The sequence below is a fragment of the Nonomuraea sp. NPDC052129 genome (genome assembly GCF_040680095.1).
Classification (GTDB): domain Bacteria; phylum Actinomycetota; class Actinomycetes; order Streptosporangiales; family Streptosporangiaceae; genus Nonomuraea.
On record NZ_JBFAVX010000067.1, the window covers coordinates 1 to 15,056 of the forward strand.

Here is a 15,056-nt window from a genome sequence, read left to right on the forward strand (position 1 = left end):
CGATACGGACCGCGCTGGAGGACATCGAGCTCGGCGGGGAACTGGTCAAAGCGGGGCAGACGCTCGTCGTGTCGATACCCGCGGCCAACCGCGACCCAGACCGCTTCCCTCACCCCGACACGCTCGACCTGCGCCGCCAGGCCACCGGCCACATGGCGTTCGGCCACGGCATCCACCAGTGCCTGGGCCAGCAGCTGGCCCGCGTCGAGATGCAGGTCGCGTTCCCGGCGCTGTTCCAGCGGTTCCCGACCCTGCGCCTGGCCGTCCCTCACGAGGAGGTCCCCCTGCGCACCGACATGGCGATCTACGGTGTACATCGCCTACCGGTGACCTGGGACGAAGCCTAGTGTCTTGCGCCTGAAAAGCCGGACTTAGGTTTGCCGGCACCCTGTGGGAGAACCCGGAGCGCGGCAAACGCTGGGCACTGCGCTGGCGCACCCAGGCCGCGGTCACCGACGTGGTCCACGAACTCGGCTGGCTGATCCGCCACCACCTCCGCACCGCCATGCACACCGCCGGCGAGATCCTCGGCGAAGCCGAGCGCCGCCTGAAAGTGCCTCGGGAGGTCGCCCAGGATTCGATCAGGACCGCGCTGCGCTTGGACGGCAAGCTCGACGGCGACGCGCTTGAGGCCGATTGATCTTGCCGTGGTGTCGTCTGCCCGCGGTTTCGCTGTGGTCATTTCGCAGGCCAGGGCCTGGGTGACACGAACATTCCGTTGATGGTCGCCACAATGGCCGATGATCACCTTGCTGCTACTCTCCGTTATCAGATATCCACTCAGAGAAAGAGAAGGGAAGTGCGTTGTCCACCATCCTGAAATCGCGACGACTCGCCGCCGCCGCCCTGACCGCCGCTGCCGCCGGCAGCATCTTGTGCATCGCTCCTGCGGCTAACGCCATGCCCGTCGACTGCCGCAGCCTCAACCTACTGTCCAGCGAGGTATTCCCTGAGGGGTACAACATCCCGCCGAGGTGGGACCGCTTCATGGGCAACATGCCCGGCTATGTGTGCCAGGGCGGAGTTTGGCACGAGTACCACTGAGCCGGAGTGGCGCGTTCCGGTCCTTCGTTCACTCGTCGCGCGGGACGCGTCACGTACCTGGCAAGAGATGAGCTGTGAGTTCCCTGAAGAAACTCACAGCTACTACGGGTACCGCCGGGCCCCTGAGCGAAGACCCCCTACGCGACGACCATGTCCAGGCCCGCCAGCAACCGCTGCAGCCGCTAACCCACCCGTGCCGGCCGAGCAGCAGCCGACTTCGCCAGCGAAGGGGACACCCACCCCCGAACACCAGAATCACGGGACGAGGTTTGACCTTGCACGCTGGGCTCGGCGAGTCCGACGACTTCTCTCCCAAGTCCGGTCTCACATGGCGAGAATGGAAGCCGTGGACAACTGGTACCTCTTAAAGCAGGCTGTCAGCCCAGCGAACTTCTTCGGCCAACTCCGTGGAGCGATCCGTAAGGCCGTTCCCGACACGGCGGTGCTGAGCGACATACAAATCGCCAAGATCGCTCACGCGGTCGTCCAGCAGGCTGAGAATGCAGCCCGCCTCGAACGCCTCCGCCAACGACGCCGCGAGTGGACGCTTCTCATCATTGGCGCCGTAATCGGCGGACTGCTGTCCATTCCTATTGGCATCTGGGTCAACAGCATCAGCTAGCGCGGACCAGCCTCCGGTCGCTACTGGCCGCTGGTTGCCGCCCCGCGGGCGCGGCGGCGCCTCTCCTCCTCAGCGCACCGGCAATCCAGTGACAGCGCGGCCGATGATCAACCGCTGGATCTCGGACGTACCCTCGAAAATGGTGTAGATCTTGGCATCCCGGTGGAAGCGTTCCACTGGATGTTCCCGCGTGTACCCCGCCCCGCCCAGGATCTGGATCGCCTGCTCCGTCACCCACACCGCCGTCTCCCCCGCCACCAGTTTCGACATCGAGCCCTCCGCCTGTCCGAACTGCCGGCCCATCCGGGCCATCCAGGCCGCGCGCCAGGTGAGCAGGCGGGCCGTGTCCACGCGGGTCGCCATGTCGGCGAGGAGGAAGGCGATCGCCTGGTTCTCGCCGATCTTGCGGCCGAACTGCTCGCGTTCCCGCGCGTAGTCCCTGGCGTACTCGAAGGCGGCTCTGGCGATGCCGACGGCCATCGCGGCCACCGACGGGCGGGTGGTTTCGAAGGTACGCATCGCCGCCTGCTCGCCGGCGCGTCCGCCGTTGCGGACGCGGGCTAGGCGGGCGTCGAGTTTGTCCTTGCCGCCGAGGAGGCAGGAGCCGGGGACGCGGACGTCGTCCAGGACGACCTCAGCGGTGTGGGAGGCGCGGATGCCGTGTTTGCGGAACTTCTGCCCCATCGACAAGCCGGGGGTGCCGGGTGGGATGACGAAAGTGGCCTGGCCTCGGGTGCCCAGCGACGGTTCGACAGAGGCGACGACCACGTGGACGTTCGCGATGCCGCCGTTGGTGGCCCAGGTCTTGACGCCGTTCAGGATCCAGTCGCCGCCGGAGTACACCGCACGGGTACGGATCGAGCCGATGTCGGAGCCCGCGTCCGGTTCCGAGGCGCAGAAGGCGCCAAGCTTGACGTCGTTCTCCGTGCCGAACATCTGCGGGAGCCACTCCCCCATCTGCTCCGGCGTGCCGTTCGCGGACAGGGCGGCGGCGGCCAGGCCGGTGCCGACGATGGACAGGCCGATGCCCGCGTCGCCCCAGAAGATCTCCTCGAACGCCACCGGCAGCGCCAGGCCGCTCTCCTCGAACCATTGGGTGGCGAAGAAGTCCAGCGAGTACAGGCCGATCTTGGCGGCCTCCTGGATGACGGGCCAGGGGGTCTGTTCGCGTTCGTCCCACTCCGCGCCTGCTGGGCGGATCACGTCGCGGGCGAACGTATGCACCCAGTCCCGCACCTCGGCGACGTCGTCGCCTAACTCCGGACAGAAGCCGCCCATGCTGTTACTCCCTGAAAAATCCCGCCAAACACCCAAGACCACACTCACGGTATGGCCACACACAGCCAGCCGTTACCGCTGGTAACACCCTACCGGCCAGTAGCCCGTCTCCGGAAGCCCGCTCGTCAGCGGCCGCGGGACAGGGTCGAGGCCAGTACGGCCGCGGCGGCCAAGGCCATCGCGATCGCCAGGCCGTACATGAGCGGGCCGAACCCGCCGAACGCGGCGGCCACCTGCGGGCCGACGCTGCCACCGACGGCCAGGGCGAAGGAGAACAGCGCCAGCGCCGTGCCACGCGCTCGTCCCGCCCGCGCGGAGACCGCTTCGTTGAGGCTCGGCAGGCCACCGGTGATCGAGGCGACATAGACGGCGAGCAGGAGCACCAGCCCGAGTGCGGCGGCGGCCGTCCAGCCGATGACGGCCAGCGCGACGGCCCCCGCGAACAGCAGCGCCACGGCCCGCGTGGTCGCTGAGATCCGGCCCAGCCAGGGCATGAGCAGCGGTACGAGCACGATCGAGGGCAGGCCACCGGCGCGCAGGAGGAGCAGTTCGCTCGGCGATGCCATGCCATAGATCTGCAATCCCGTATAGACAGCCACGAAGCCGACCATCAGCACGATCGTCGCGACGTACCGCAGCACCAACACCCGGTCGAACAGCAGCCCCGGCACCGACCGGTACACCGACAACAGCGACCCCGACCCCTCCCGCGGCAGGTCGGGCAGCATGACGGTGCGCAGCCCGAGCGCGGCCAGCGCGAACCCGGCCGCCGACAGCCCGAACAGCCCCCGCCAGCCGAGCACGCCCACCAGCAGTTGGGCGGCGACCTGCAGAAGTACGGCCGAGGCGAGGAACGCGCCGGTCACCGCGGCGATCGCCACGACCCTGCGCCTGGGCTCGACCCGTTCGGCCAGGTACGCCATGCCCGCCGGCGGGAACATCGCCACGGCCACCCCTTGCAGCGCCCGCAGTACGAAGGCCGCCTCCGGCGAGGGACTCAACGCCACCAGCGCGGTGGTGACGGCGGCCAGCGGCAGTCCCAGCAGGAGTAGCCGCCTGCGCCCGAACCGGTCGGACAACGGACCGAACACCAGGAAGCCAACGCCGTACCCGATGCCGAAGGCGGTGACCAACCAGGTCAAGGCGCCGGTGGACGCACCCCAACCGGCCGCCATGTCGTGCAGGAGCGGGATCACGACGTACAGCTGGCCACTGACCAGGACCGCGGTGAGCACGAAGGCCACCATCGTCCGCCCGAACCGCGCGACAGCCGGGGCGGGTTCGGCCCGCACACGCTCACGAGCGATGACAGTCGAAAGGGAACCCGCAGCGTCGCGAGGAACCGACGTTGGCGCGGCTCGATCGCAAGTGGCCGGCGCCGGACGCGGGCTTGGGCGGGCGGCGCTCCGGCCGCGGATCACACGAGGAAAGGAGATAGCCATGTGCCGGGACGGTAGCCAACCAACTAGTTGGATGTCAACCAGACGGTTGGATTGCAACCAACCAGTTGGTCGTGGCAAGATGGACACCATGGCACCCAAGGTCTCGACCGCCGCCACCCGAGCCGCCCTACTGGAGGCCGCGCGGGGGGAGTTCGCCGCGTACGGCGTCGCGGGCGCCCGCGTGGATCGCATCGCCGAGCGCGCGGGCGTCAACAAGGAGCGCATCTACGGGCATTTCGGCAGCAAGGAGAAGCTGTTCGACGCCGTCATCACCGAGGCGCTCGACGATCTGACCGCGCAGATCGCGCTGCCGGGCGCCGATCCGGGCGACTATGTGGCCAAGCTGACCGACTACTACCACGAGCACCCCGACCTGGTGCGCCTGCTGATGTGGGAGGCGCTCAACTACCGCGGCCAGGACCTGCTGCCCGGCCAGGAGGCCCGCGTCGAGCGCTGCGCGCGCAAGACGGCCTCGCTCGCCGAGGGCCGGGGCGAGGAGCCGGACGCGGCGACGGCGCGCAGGTTGTTCCTGCTGACGGGGCTGGCGTTGTTCCAGTCGATGATGCCGCAGCTCGCGCGCATCATCCTGGGCGAGGACGCCGACTCCCCCGCGGGCCGCCGCGCCCTCCGCGACCAGGCCGCCGCCCTGGCCGCGCGCCCTTAAGGACCATTTCTCTTGTACGGCAAGCCCGGTGGGCCCCACCCGCCGACCAGGGCTTGGGGCCTCCAGGAATACGGCCGCTGAGCCCGCACAGGGCCGGGCGCCGCAACAAGACGGCGAAAAGTCCCGCCGAACCCAATGAGGGCGCGGCCGTCGTGTGCAGCGGCCGCGCCCTGGTACCCGATGCCGCCGGACGCCATCCAGGACATGGAGTTCTTGATCGCTCGCTACGCGGCGAGTCGCGACCGTTCCATCACAGCAGCACCATGCAGACGTACCCGCACGAGATGGCGCTCGCCCCACAATGCGCCTCAGCGGGGATGTCGAGTTGCCCGTAGAAGTTGTACGCCCACGTGACGATCTTGCCGCTGGCGGTCAGCGCCATGCTGGCCCAGACTCCGGCGGAGATCGCGACAACATCGGACTGTGCCTCGTACGGGACTTCCAGTTGTCCGTAGTCGTTGCCACCCCATGCGATCACGGCACCATTTTTGAGAGCGAGGCTGAAACCGGCGCCCGCGGAGATGGCGGTGACACCGGACTGTGCTTCGGCGGGCACCGTCAGGTTCGCGGGAAGGTCAGGCCCCCAGGTGATGACGCGGCCGTCCTCCCGCAGCGCGAGAGCATGGCTTCTCGCGGACATCGCGACGATACCCTCCTTCGCTTCGTCGGGCACGGCGACATATCCATTCCATTGGATGACGCCGCCGTCCTTGAGAAAGAGGCCGTAGGAGTTTCCACCGTTCGCGCCGGTGATCGCGGTGACACCGGATTTCGCCGCTTCGGGGAGGGACAGCTGGGTGTCGTGGGTACCGCCCCAGACGATCACGCCACCGTCTCTGAGCGCGAAGGCATACGGGCCGGCTGTCGCGATGGCCGTGACGTCCTTGGTCACCGCGACAGGCACTCGAGACAACCTTTGCTGGTTGCGGTCATTGAGGTTGAGGTTTCCCCAGAGGGTCACCCGCCCGTCCTTGAGCATCAGGTTGTACAGGTTCGCGCATGCTCCGGTCGAGATGGCGGTTACTCCCGACAACCCGGCCTCTGGCACTGCCGGGGCGTTGTACGGACCCCATTGGATGATCTTGCCACTGCCCGGAGCGCACACAGGCGGCTCGTACCCTTCGGTGGCGATTGATCCCGTCCCTGAGCGCGCTTGCGCAGTGGACACTTGCGAAACCGTCCCGCCCAACACGGCGGCCGGCAGGCCGACCGCGACCGTCCGCATGAGCTGACGTCTACTGATCGCAAAACCTCCATGACGTGGCCTGATCCCCTTGCCGGGGGCGTCGCCACCAGGCACCGGCGCTCGGTCAGCGCTTCTCTTACCTGGTCATGGCCGACATCTGTGGAGGCTACGAGATCGGACTTCCGCTTCTCTTCCGTTCCGCTTCCGAACCGATGTTCGCGAAAAAATGCTCTACGCCGACCGGCTGGGCGGCACCTTCCGATCTTCGTTGCCCGAAGCGCCGCAGCCGCAGGCTGTTGCTCACCACGAAGACGCTCGAGAACGCCATCGCCGCACCCGCGATCATCGGGTTGAGCAGCCCGAGCGCCGCCAGCGGCAGGGCGGCCACGTTGTAGGCGAACGCCCAGAACAGGTTGCCCTTGATGGTCGACAGCGTCAGCATCGAGGCGTCGACGGCCGAGGAACCCTCCTCGATCACACCGTCGGTGGCGATCTTCTCGCCCGGCCGTACGACGAAGGTGTCGCTCACCTCGATCCGGTCGGCGGGAACGCGGGTCTCGGCGCCGTCGCGCAGGACCGAGACCTCCTTGGCGCCCAGCTCCATCAGCGCCCGCAGGGCGGCTCCGGCGCGGCGCTCAGAACGCGCCTCGAAGTAGCGCCTGGCCAGGATGAACGCCGTCACCCCGGCCGCCGCCTCCAGGTAGATGTTCCCGGAGCCGTCGGTGCGCTGGATGGTGAAGTCGAACGGGTGCGTCATGCCGGGCGTGCCGACCGTACCGAAGCACAGTGCCCACAGCGACCAGCCGAGCGCGGCCAGCGTGTCGACCGAGACGAGCGTGTCCGTCGTCGTCCCCCGCCGGGGCGGCGGGTGAGGCGGGCAGCGCGGCGCTGTAGCCCGCCTTCTCCATCTCGCTGATCAGCATCCGCGGGTCGACGCCGTCGGGGAAGATGACCTTCGCCTTCTCCGTCGCGTAGTTGACCATCGCCGTCACGCCGTCGAGCTTGTTGAGCTTGCGCTCGATCCGATTGGCGCAGGACGCGCAGGTCATGCCGCCGATCGACAGCTCGACGGCGTTGCCGTCGGCGAGGGAGGTCTTCACCGTTCCTCGGCCGGCCCCAAGGCGTAGGCGCGGAGTTTCGCCGCGGTGTTCGTCACTGGTTCGCCACTTCGTAGCCGGCCTCCTTGACGGCGGCGACGATCTTCGCCTCATCGATCAGGCCCTCACTGTCCACGGTCAGCAGTCCGCTGGCCAGGTCCACCTCGACGGAGGTGACTCCGGCGACCTCGCCGACCTCTTCCTTGACCGAGCTCACGCAGTGGCCGCAGGTCATGCCCTTGACGGTGTAGGTGGCGGTGCTCATATCGATCAACCTTCCGGGTCAGGAACGAACAAGTCGGGCGATGGCGTCACTGGCCTCTTTGACCTTGGCCTGGGCCTCGGGACCACCCTGGAGGGTGGCTTCGGCGACGCAGTGACTCAGGTGCTCTTCGAGCAGGGACAGGGCGAACGACTGCAGGGCGCTGGTGGCCGCCGAGACCTGCGTGAGGATGTCGATGCAGTATTTGTCGTCCTCGACCATCCGCTGCAGGCCACGCACCTGGCCTTCGACCCGGCGCAACCGCCGCTGGTGGTCCTGCTTGTTGTCGGCGTAGCCGGCCATTCGCCGCTCCTCTCCCGCGCTCTGCCGTTGACGCTACCATACCCCCCTACCCTATGCGCGCCGGACGCTATCGCCAGTTCGCGGGTGGCCCGGCCGGGGTACGCTTCGCGGCCGGCCACAGCACCGCCAGCGTGTACGCGCACAGCACGGCGAAGCCGGCCCAACCGGGCAGCGGGTAGTATCCGGCGGACGGCGCGTAGTGCGCGGTCACCTGCGGATACTCCAACGCCGTCTGCTGGACGGCGAAGCCCGCGGCCGGGGTGAGCCGCAGCAGCCATTGCGCCACGGTGTCGGGCAGCAGCGGCAGCGCGGCCACCGTGTAGGGCACGGCGACGAGCGCCAGCGCGAGCAGGATCGCCGCCCAGCCGCGCCGCAGCAGGACCCCGATCCCGTACGCCAGCACACCGCACAGCGCGAGCACCGTCGCAAGGCCGATGACGACCCGGGCGCCGGTCACCGGTGACAGCGGCTGCAGGTTGACGCCCTTACCGGTCAGGATCGCCAAGCCGAGTGTCACCGCCACGCCGACGGCGATGAGCCCGGCCACGAAGATCGCGCCGCCGGCCACCACGGCCCGCGCGGCCAGGACCGGGCGTGAGGCGGGTGTGCCGGACCGGGCGCCGAACCGGGCGGCCACGACCAGGACGATGATCAGTGCGATCACCAGACCGAACAGCGCGGTCGTGACGGTCATGCCGCCCTCGCTCGGGCCGATGTCGCCGGTCCCGCTCACGCTGATGACGCCGTCCTTCTCGACCGTGCCGGAGGCGGTGTGGTACTTCTCCCAGTCGGTATGGTTCATCCCGCCGACGGCCTCGCTGCGCCACTTTCCGCCGGACGCGCCCGCCACGTTCCTGTCGCCGGTCACTTCGACGTGGTCGAAGACCCCGGTGGCCTGCGTGAACCGGACCTCCTCGATGGCACCGCCGAGTCCGACCTCCCGTAACGTGAGGTCGCCGGGTGAGGTGGCGAACAGGCCGGCCTGCACCGTCTCCGGCAGGCCCGCCAGGCGTACCGTCCCGACCGTCTGCCAGCTCCGGCCGTCGGTGGACTCCGCGCCGGCGATGGTGTCCCCGGACCGCGTCAGCCGCAGCCAACGCGGGGATCCCGGCGACAGGCCGCCCGCGCTCCCGGCGATGTCGTGCCGGTAGCCGTCCTGCATCCGTACGCCGTGGTGGCCGGTCATCATGAGCGCCGCGTACGAGGAGCCCTGCCGGACGCCGTCCTTGATGATGATCCCGGCCTTGGCCCACGGCACCAGGCCGGAGACGATCTGGTCGTGGTTCGGCGGAGGGTAGGTGATCGTGCCGGTCATCGAGGTCATCCGCACGGTGATGACGCCGTTCGGACCGAGGTCGCGGTGGTGGAACCAGAACTGGTCATTGACGATCGAGCCGTCCGCGGCGGTCGGAGCGACCGGGCAGGGATCGCCGCAGTCGACCGTGGAGGTGAAGACCAGGCCCATGGCGATCACGATGAAGGCCGCCACCGCCAGGGCGATCAGGCGGCCGGGACGGCGGAAGGCCGTCCATTCACGGTGGAGGAGTTGAGTGCTCAGCATGCGCTCGTTCTATGGGCGCGGGGCTAACATCACCCGAACCGGGCCTGTCATACCGTTGTTAGGTCCGTTCGGGCATGCTGAGGGCGTGATCAGGCTGCGTAAGGGCACGGTGGGGGCCCGGTTCACGATCTTGTACGCCGGGGTGTTCCTGCTGTCCGGCGTCGTGCTGCTGGCCCTGACCTTCGTGTTGTCCGACACCGAGGTCGCCTCCGTGGGACCGCCCCCGCCGGGCGGCGACGGCATGACCGGGGCACAGCGGCACATTCTCCAGTTGCAGCGGCAACTGGGCGACACGGAGGCGAACCAGTCCCGGCAGCTGCTGGTCGGCTCCCTGCTCGCGCTGGTGGTGATGGCGATCGTGTCCCTGCTGGTCGGCCGGGCGCTGGCCCGCCGGGTGCTGCGCCCGCTGCGGCTGATCACCGCGGCGACCCGGCGCATCTCCGCCGACAACCTGGACCGGCGGCTGGCCGTCAGCGGCCCGGCCGACGAGGTGAAGGACCTCGCCGACACCATCGACGGCCTGCTGGAACGTCTGGAGGCGTCGTTCGCCGCCCAGCGCCGGTTCGTCGCCAACGCCTCGCACGAGCTGCGGACCCCGCTGGCGACCATGCGGGCCTCGCTGGACGTCGCCATCGCCAAGCCCGGCGTGCCGGCGCAGACGCTCGTCGTGGGTGATCGGCTGCGTACCCAGCTGGACCAGGTGGATCAGCTGCTCAACGGCTTCCTGGTGCTGGCCCGGGCCCAGCACGGCGCCCTGGCCGAGGCCGCCGTCGTCGACCTTGACGATCTGGTCACGCGGGCGCTGACCGGCCATGCCGCCGGGATCGCGGCGAAACGGCTGGACGTGACCGCACGGCTGCGGGCCGCGGACGCCCGGGGCGATGCCGCGCTGCTCTCCCGGATGGTGCAGAACGTGATCGACAACGCCGTGGCGCACAACGAGGAGGACGGCTGGATCCACGCCGAGACCGTCCGAGAGGGCGCCGAGGTCCGGTTCGTCGTGCAGACCGGCGGACGCGTCCTCGCCCAGGGGGACGTGGACAGGCTCGCGAGGCCCTTCGAACGGCTCGGCGCCGATCGCACCGGCTCCGAGAACGGCTCCGGCCTCGGGCTGTCCATCGTGGCGGCGATCGCGGCGGCGCACGGCGGACGGCTCGACCTGCTCGCACGGCCGCAGGGCGGCCTGAGGGTCTCGATCGCGTTGCCGGCCGGGGCGACGGCATGAGGATCATGGTGGTCGAGGACGCGCGGCCGCTCGCCGAGGTCGTCGCCGAGGGGCTGCGCGATCAAGGGATGGCGGTCGACATCACCTACGACGGGCTGAGCGCCGCAGCCAAGCTGGAGCTCACGGAGTACGACGTCGTGGTCCTGGACCGCGACCTGCCCGGTCTGCACGGCGACACGCTCTGCCAGATGATCAGCGAGCGGCCGGACCGCCCGATGGTGCTGATGCTGACCGCGGCCGGGGCACCCGGCGACCGGGTCAGCGGCCTGACCCTCGGCGCCGACGACTACCTCGCCAAGCCGTTCCACTTCCCGGAGCTGGTCCTGCGCGTCCAGGCGCTGGCCCGCCGCAGGCCGGACGCGCGCCCGCGGACCCTGCGCGCCGCCGGGATCGAGCTGGACCCGATCCACCGGACCGCCGTGCGCGACGGAAGGCAGCTGAACCTTTCGGTGAAGGAGTTCGCCCTGCTGCAGGCGCTGCTGCGGGCGAGCCCCGGCTTCCTCAGCGCCGAAGAGCTGCTGGAGCGGGTCTGGGACGAGAACGCCGACCCGTTCACCAACACCGTGACCGTGACCATCGGGCGGCTGCGCCGCAAGCTGGGCGAACCACCGGTCATCACCACCACCCCCGGCGTGGGCTATCGGCTCGCCTAGATCACTGCGGCGTGCCGTTCCAGGAAGGTGTAGACGTCGGCCTCGTCCACTCCGGGGAACGACCCCGGCGGTAGGGCGGCCAGGACGTGTGAGTTGGCGCGGGCCGAGGGCCAGGCGTAGCCCTCCCAGCGTTCGGCCAGCTCGGTGGGCGGGCGGCGGCAGCAGTCGCCGTTGGGGCAGTTGGATTTGGTGCGGTTGGTGGTCTCCCTGCCCCGGAACCACCGCGACTCCCTGAACGGCACCCCGAGCGTGATCGCGAAGTCCCGCTCCCGCGACGGGTCCACGTGCGCGACGCAGAAATAGGTGCCGGTGGGCGAGTCAGAGTACTGGTAGAACACCGAGAACCGGTCCGGCGAGGAGAACACCTGGCGGCCCGACCACTGCAGGCACATCCGCTGCCCCTCGATCGCCCCCTGCTCGTCGGCGGGGAAGACGATCCCGTCGTTCTCGTACGCCTTGTAGATCGTGCCGCCCGCGTCGTTGCGGACGAAGTGGCAGACCAGATCGAGGTGGTGGGTGGCCAGGTTCGTGAAGCGGTGGGCGGCCATCTCATAGGACACCGCGAACACATCACGCAGGTCCTCCACCGACAGCGCCCGGTCCGACTTGGCCTCCTGCAGGTAGAGGGCCGCGGCCTTCTCCGGTACGAGCACGGCGGCGGCGAAGTAGTTGGCCTCGGTGCGCTGACGCAGGAAGTCGGCGAAGTCGCGCGGCTTGCCGTGGCCGAGCGCGAGGTGGCCGAGGGTCTGCAGCAGGATCGTCCGAGGAGTGTGCATGCCGAGCTGCTCGTGCTTGACGTAGATGCGGCGGTTGCGGAGGTCGGTGATGGAGCGTACGGATCTGGGGAGGTCCTGAGCCGTGTGCACCGTGAAGCCGAAATGGGTGACGAGGCCCTGGACCGTGCTCTGGGACAGGGCGCCGGTGCGGTAGCCGACCGAGGTCAGCGCCTCGGCGGCGGCCTTCTCGATCTCGGGGAAGTAGTTGCCGACCTCGCGCTGCCGGCGTCTCAGCTCGGCGTTCGCGACCCTGGCCTCTTCCGGGGTGGCGGTGCCTCGCGCCTGCCTGGCACGCAGCTCTCCGTACAGGCCGAGGAGGTGTTCGAGCACGTCGTTCGGCACGCGCGCGGAGACCTTGAGCCGGGGCAGGCCGAGGCTCGCGTAGATCGGGTCGCGCTGGGCCTCCTCCAGGGCGATCTCGAGCTGGGCGCGGCGGTTGGGCGGCTGACGGCGCAGCAACTCCTCGACGGGGACGCCCAGGGCGGCGGCCAGCGACTTGAGCAGCGTGAGCTTCGGTTCGCGCTTGCCGTTCTCGAGCAGCGACAGCTGGCTGGGCGCCCTGCTGACTCGCGTCCCCAGGTCGGAGAGGGTCAGGCCACGCTGTTTGCGCAGGTGACGAAGGCGTTGCCCAAACGCGATGAGATCAAGCTCCTGCGTCAAAGACAGCGGTTCTTCGCCTAGCAAGGACGCCATGCGAGCATCTTAGACAGAAATTCCGGCCATTTTCTAGACATCGGAGGTCGGAGTGCCGGGGGCGCCACAGGCTCCTGGAGTCCCATCACATTGGTCTAGTCCATATGGAAAACTTGCCTTTTATTCTCCGCTGAACAACGGACAAACCTTCACATATCGTGAAATTTGCTGTTTCTTCTGCTCGAAGGAGGCTATTTTGCCACGTCGGCCCGGGCACAGACTCGGCACAGGCCCCAGGGGACGACAAAGGAGTGAAAAATGAACGATCGCCTCAAGGGAGCTGCTGAGCAGCTGCAGGACGAATGGGACAACGACCATCGCTGGGCGGGCGTCGAACGGACCTACAGCGCCGAGGACGTGATCAAGCTTCGCGGTAGCGTCCAGGAGGAGCACACGCTGGCCCGGCGCGGAGCCGAGCGGTTGTGGGGCCTCCTGCACACCGAGGACTACGTGCACGCGCTCGGCGCGCTCACCGGAAACCAGGCGGTGCAGCAGGTGAAGGCCGGACTTCAGGCCATTTACCTGTCCGGCTGGCAGGTCGCGGCCGACGCGAACCTGGGCGGCCAGACGTACCCGGACCAGAGCCTGTACCCGGCGAACTCCGTGCCCGCCGTCGTGCGCCGGATCAACAACGCGTTGCTGCGGGCCGACCAGATCACCTGGTCGGAGGGCCTCCAGGACGCCCCGCACTGGCTCGCGCCGATCGTGGCGGACGCCGAGGCGGGGTTCGGCGGCGTGCTCAACGCCTTCGAGCTCATGAAGGGCATGATCGCCGCGGGTGCGGCGGGCGTGCACTGGGAGGACCAGCTCGCCTCCGAGAAGAAGTGCGGCCACCTGGGCGGCAAGGTGCTGATCCCGACCGGCCAGCACGTCAAGACGCTGAACGCCGCCCGCCTGGCCGCCGACGTGGCCGGGGTCCCGACTCTGATCATCGCGCGGACCGACGCCCAGGCCGCGACGCTCCTGACCAGTGACGTGGACCCCCGCGACCAGGTCTTCGCCACCGGCGAGCGGACCGCCGAGGGCTTCTACCGGGTCCGCAACGGCGTCCAGGCGTGCATCGCGCGCGGCTTGGCCTACTCACCGCACTCCGACCTGCTCTGGATGGAGACCGGTACGCCCGACCTCGACGTGGCCCGCGAGTTCGCCGAGGCGATCAAGGCCGAGTACCCGGACCAGATGCTGGCCTACAACTGCTCACCGTCGTTCAACTGGAAGAAGCACCTGGACGACTCCACGATCGCCAAGTTCCAGCGGGAGCTGGGGCACATGGGGTACAAGTTCCAGTTCATCACGCTGGCCGGGTTCCACTCGCTGAACTACTCGATGTTCAACCTGGCTCAGGGGTACGCCTCGGACGGCATGACGGCGTACGTGGACCTGCAGGAGGCGGAGTTCGCGGCCGAGTCGCGCGGCTACACCGCCACGCGTCACCAGCGCGAGGTCGGCACCGGCTACTTCGACCTGATCAGCACCGCCATCGCCCCGGACTCCTCCACCACCGCCCTCAGGGGCTCCACGGAGGAAGAGCAGTTCGCCCACTAGTTTTCCGATCTCGCCGGCCACCTCCAGGGCATGGGATGGTTCCCCGGCGATGGGCCGCGCCAGTCTCCCCCCGGCCTGGCGCGGCCCACTTTCGTGCGCACCATCCGCTCTGGAACCGGACGAACCGGAGCACCAGAAGATCCGCATGATCACCTCTTGCCAGGCGCGGTCTTGGTATCGGTTGGTGATCGACCGCTATGTCGAGCAACTGGGGCGGCTGCGGCGTCGTGGTCGGCGGCACCGACCTGAGCTCGCCGTTCCGGTGGGCGCGTGAGCAGCGGATGGCGGTGGATGGGGTGGTTCTGTTCACTGCTGGCGGCGCGCCTAGCCCGAGTCCGCGCGGCCAACAGCTCAGGCTGAGCTCTCAACCGAGACATGAGGACGCCCGATGGCTGCCGAGGAGCCTCCGAACGGCTGCACAGACGCTTCCACTCGCAACGCTTAGGACTTGCAGAGAATTAACACGCTGAGTTGATCTTGTGTGGGGTGGCGTCGGTGCTGGTGGCGTAGGCGCTGAGGTCGGCTGCGGTGTAGAGGCGTTGGCGGGCGGAGTTGTACACGCCGAGCGCCGTCAGCACGGCGAGGATCGCGTTGACGATCTCGGTCGCAGTGAGCCCTTTTCATCCTGAGTAGCGGCCTTCTTCTACGAGCTGCAGCACGAGGTTCGCCTGCACGAGCGCGGTCGTGCGATGCGGACAACAGCGC

15 protein-coding genes and 2 pseudogenes are annotated in these 15,056 nt (G+C 68.7%); 8 read left to right on the top strand and 9 right to left on the bottom strand.

Annotation, left to right across the window (positions count from 1 at the left end):
• The 4 genes from AB0L53_RS58610 to AB0L53_RS58625 all read left to right on the top strand — a co-directional run.
• A partial coding sequence (locus AB0L53_RS58610) for a cytochrome P450 (RefSeq protein ID WP_364015585.1) occupies positions 1-347 on the top strand: 347 nt, incomplete at its 5' end.
• Positions 348-457: 110 nt separating this feature from the next.
• Positions 458-640, top strand: a complete 183-nt coding sequence (locus tag AB0L53_RS58615; RefSeq protein ID WP_364015588.1) for a hypothetical protein — start codon at positions 458-460, stop codon at positions 638-640.
• 164 nt (positions 641-804) lie between these two features.
• Complete coding sequence (locus AB0L53_RS58620; RefSeq protein ID WP_364015591.1) at positions 805-1,044, top strand: hypothetical protein; 240 nt, start codon at positions 805-807, stop codon at positions 1,042-1,044.
• A 337-nt stretch (positions 1,045-1,381) separates the two neighbouring features.
• Complete coding sequence (locus tag AB0L53_RS58625) at positions 1,382-1,666, top strand: hypothetical protein (protein WP_364015594.1); 285 nt, start codon at positions 1,382-1,384, stop codon at positions 1,664-1,666.
• A gap of 69 nt (positions 1,667-1,735) precedes the next feature.
• On the opposite strand, the gene AB0L53_RS58630 is transcribed toward AB0L53_RS58625, so the two are convergent.
• Positions 1,736-2,944: an acyl-CoA dehydrogenase family protein gene (locus AB0L53_RS58630; RefSeq protein ID WP_364015597.1), complete on the bottom strand. Its 1,209-nt coding sequence runs from the start codon at positions 2,942-2,944 to the stop codon at positions 1,736-1,738.
• 125 nt (positions 2,945-3,069) lie between these two features.
• On the bottom strand, positions 3,070-4,236 hold the full coding sequence (locus tag AB0L53_RS58635) for an MFS transporter (RefSeq protein WP_364015600.1): 1,167 nt from the start codon (positions 4,234-4,236) through the stop codon (positions 3,070-3,072).
• 238 nt (positions 4,237-4,474) lie between these two features.
• Here AB0L53_RS58635 and AB0L53_RS58640 point away from each other — a divergent pair, with 238 nt between their 5' ends.
• Entirely contained in the window at positions 4,475-5,050 is a 576-nt protein-coding gene (locus tag AB0L53_RS58640) for a TetR family transcriptional regulator (RefSeq protein ID WP_364015603.1), read from the top strand.
• 250 nt (positions 5,051-5,300) lie between these two features.
• On the opposite strand, the gene AB0L53_RS58645 is transcribed toward AB0L53_RS58640, so the two are convergent.
• From AB0L53_RS58645 to AB0L53_RS58665, 5 genes and pseudogenes are all read right to left on the bottom strand, one after another.
• Positions 5,301-6,275, bottom strand: coding sequence for a hypothetical protein (locus AB0L53_RS58645; RefSeq protein ID WP_364015606.1), 975 nt, complete (start codon positions 6,273-6,275; stop codon positions 5,301-5,303).
• 382 nt (positions 6,276-6,657) lie between these two features.
• A pseudogene (locus tag AB0L53_RS58650) lies at positions 6,658-7,285 on the bottom strand (heavy metal translocating P-type ATPase); the annotation flags it as partial.
• Between the two features lie 103 nt (positions 7,286-7,388).
• On the bottom strand, positions 7,389-7,598 hold the full coding sequence (locus AB0L53_RS58655; protein WP_225297698.1) for a cation transporter: 210 nt from the start codon (positions 7,596-7,598) through the stop codon (positions 7,389-7,391).
• 18 nt (positions 7,599-7,616) lie between these two features.
• The gene (locus tag AB0L53_RS58660; RefSeq protein ID WP_364015609.1) at positions 7,617-7,898 is read right to left on the bottom strand and encodes a metal-sensitive transcriptional regulator; all 282 of its coding nucleotides are present in this window, start codon (positions 7,896-7,898) and stop codon (positions 7,617-7,619) included.
• Between the two features lie 67 nt (positions 7,899-7,965).
• Entirely contained in the window at positions 7,966-9,459 is a 1,494-nt protein-coding gene (locus AB0L53_RS58665; protein WP_364015612.1) for a hypothetical protein, read from the bottom strand.
• A gap of 85 nt (positions 9,460-9,544) precedes the next feature.
• Here AB0L53_RS58665 and AB0L53_RS58670 point away from each other — a divergent pair, with 85 nt between their 5' ends.
• Both AB0L53_RS58670 and AB0L53_RS58675 read left to right on the top strand, forming a co-directional pair.
• Positions 9,545-10,684, top strand: a complete 1,140-nt coding sequence (locus tag AB0L53_RS58670) for a HAMP domain-containing sensor histidine kinase (RefSeq protein ID WP_364015615.1) — start codon at positions 9,545-9,547, stop codon at positions 10,682-10,684.
• Positions 10,681-11,337 carry a response regulator transcription factor gene (locus tag AB0L53_RS58675; protein ID WP_357957377.1) on the top strand — a complete coding sequence of 219 codons (657 nt, stop codon included), beginning with the start codon at positions 10,681-10,683 and terminating at the stop codon, positions 11,335-11,337. Before AB0L53_RS58670 ends, AB0L53_RS58675 begins: the two co-directional genes overlap by 4 nt.
• Here AB0L53_RS58675 and AB0L53_RS58680 read toward each other — a convergent pair.
• Positions 11,334-12,773, bottom strand: a complete 1,440-nt coding sequence (locus tag AB0L53_RS58680) for a helix-turn-helix domain-containing protein (RefSeq protein WP_364015622.1) — start codon at positions 12,771-12,773, stop codon at positions 11,334-11,336. The two genes, AB0L53_RS58675 and AB0L53_RS58680, sit on opposite strands and share 4 nt — an antisense overlap.
• A gap of 291 nt (positions 12,774-13,064) precedes the next feature.
• Between AB0L53_RS58680 and aceA the strand changes: the two genes are divergently transcribed.
• The gene (gene aceA / locus AB0L53_RS58685; RefSeq protein WP_364015619.1) at positions 13,065-14,351 is read left to right on the top strand and encodes an isocitrate lyase; all 1,287 of its coding nucleotides are present in this window, start codon (positions 13,065-13,067) and stop codon (positions 14,349-14,351) included.
• A gap of 620 nt (positions 14,352-14,971) precedes the next feature.
• On the opposite strand, the pseudogene AB0L53_RS58690 reads toward aceA, so the two are convergent.
• Positions 14,972-15,056 (bottom strand): annotated as a pseudogene (locus tag AB0L53_RS58690) (IS5/IS1182 family transposase); the annotation flags it as partial.

Coding starts and splice junctions, on each gene's coding strand:
- AB0L53_RS58665 (WP_364015612.1), bottom strand. CDS start 9,459: ATGCTGAGCACTCAACTCCTCCACCGTGAATGGACGGCCTTCCGCCGT.
- AB0L53_RS58675 (WP_357957377.1), top strand. CDS start 10,681: ATGAGGATCATGGTGGTCGAGGACGCGCGGCCGCTCGCCGAGGTCGTC.
- AB0L53_RS58625 (WP_364015594.1), top strand. CDS start 1,382: ATGGAAGCCGTGGACAACTGGTACCTCTTAAAGCAGGCTGTCAGCCCA.
- AB0L53_RS58630 (WP_364015597.1), bottom strand. CDS start 2,944: ATGGGCGGCTTCTGTCCGGAGTTAGGCGACGACGTCGCCGAGGTGCGG.
- aceA (WP_364015619.1), top strand. CDS start 13,065: ATGAACGATCGCCTCAAGGGAGCTGCTGAGCAGCTGCAGGACGAATGG.
- AB0L53_RS58640 (WP_364015603.1), top strand. CDS start 4,475: ATGGCACCCAAGGTCTCGACCGCCGCCACCCGAGCCGCCCTACTGGAG.
- AB0L53_RS58655 (WP_225297698.1), bottom strand. CDS start 7,598: ATGAGCACCGCCACCTACACCGTCAAGGGCATGACCTGCGGCCACTGC.
- AB0L53_RS58645 (WP_364015606.1), bottom strand. CDS start 6,275: ATGCGGACGGTCGCGGTCGGCCTGCCGGCCGCCGTGTTGGGCGGGACG.
- AB0L53_RS58660 (WP_364015609.1), bottom strand. CDS start 7,898: ATGGCCGGCTACGCCGACAACAAGCAGGACCACCAGCGGCGGTTGCGC.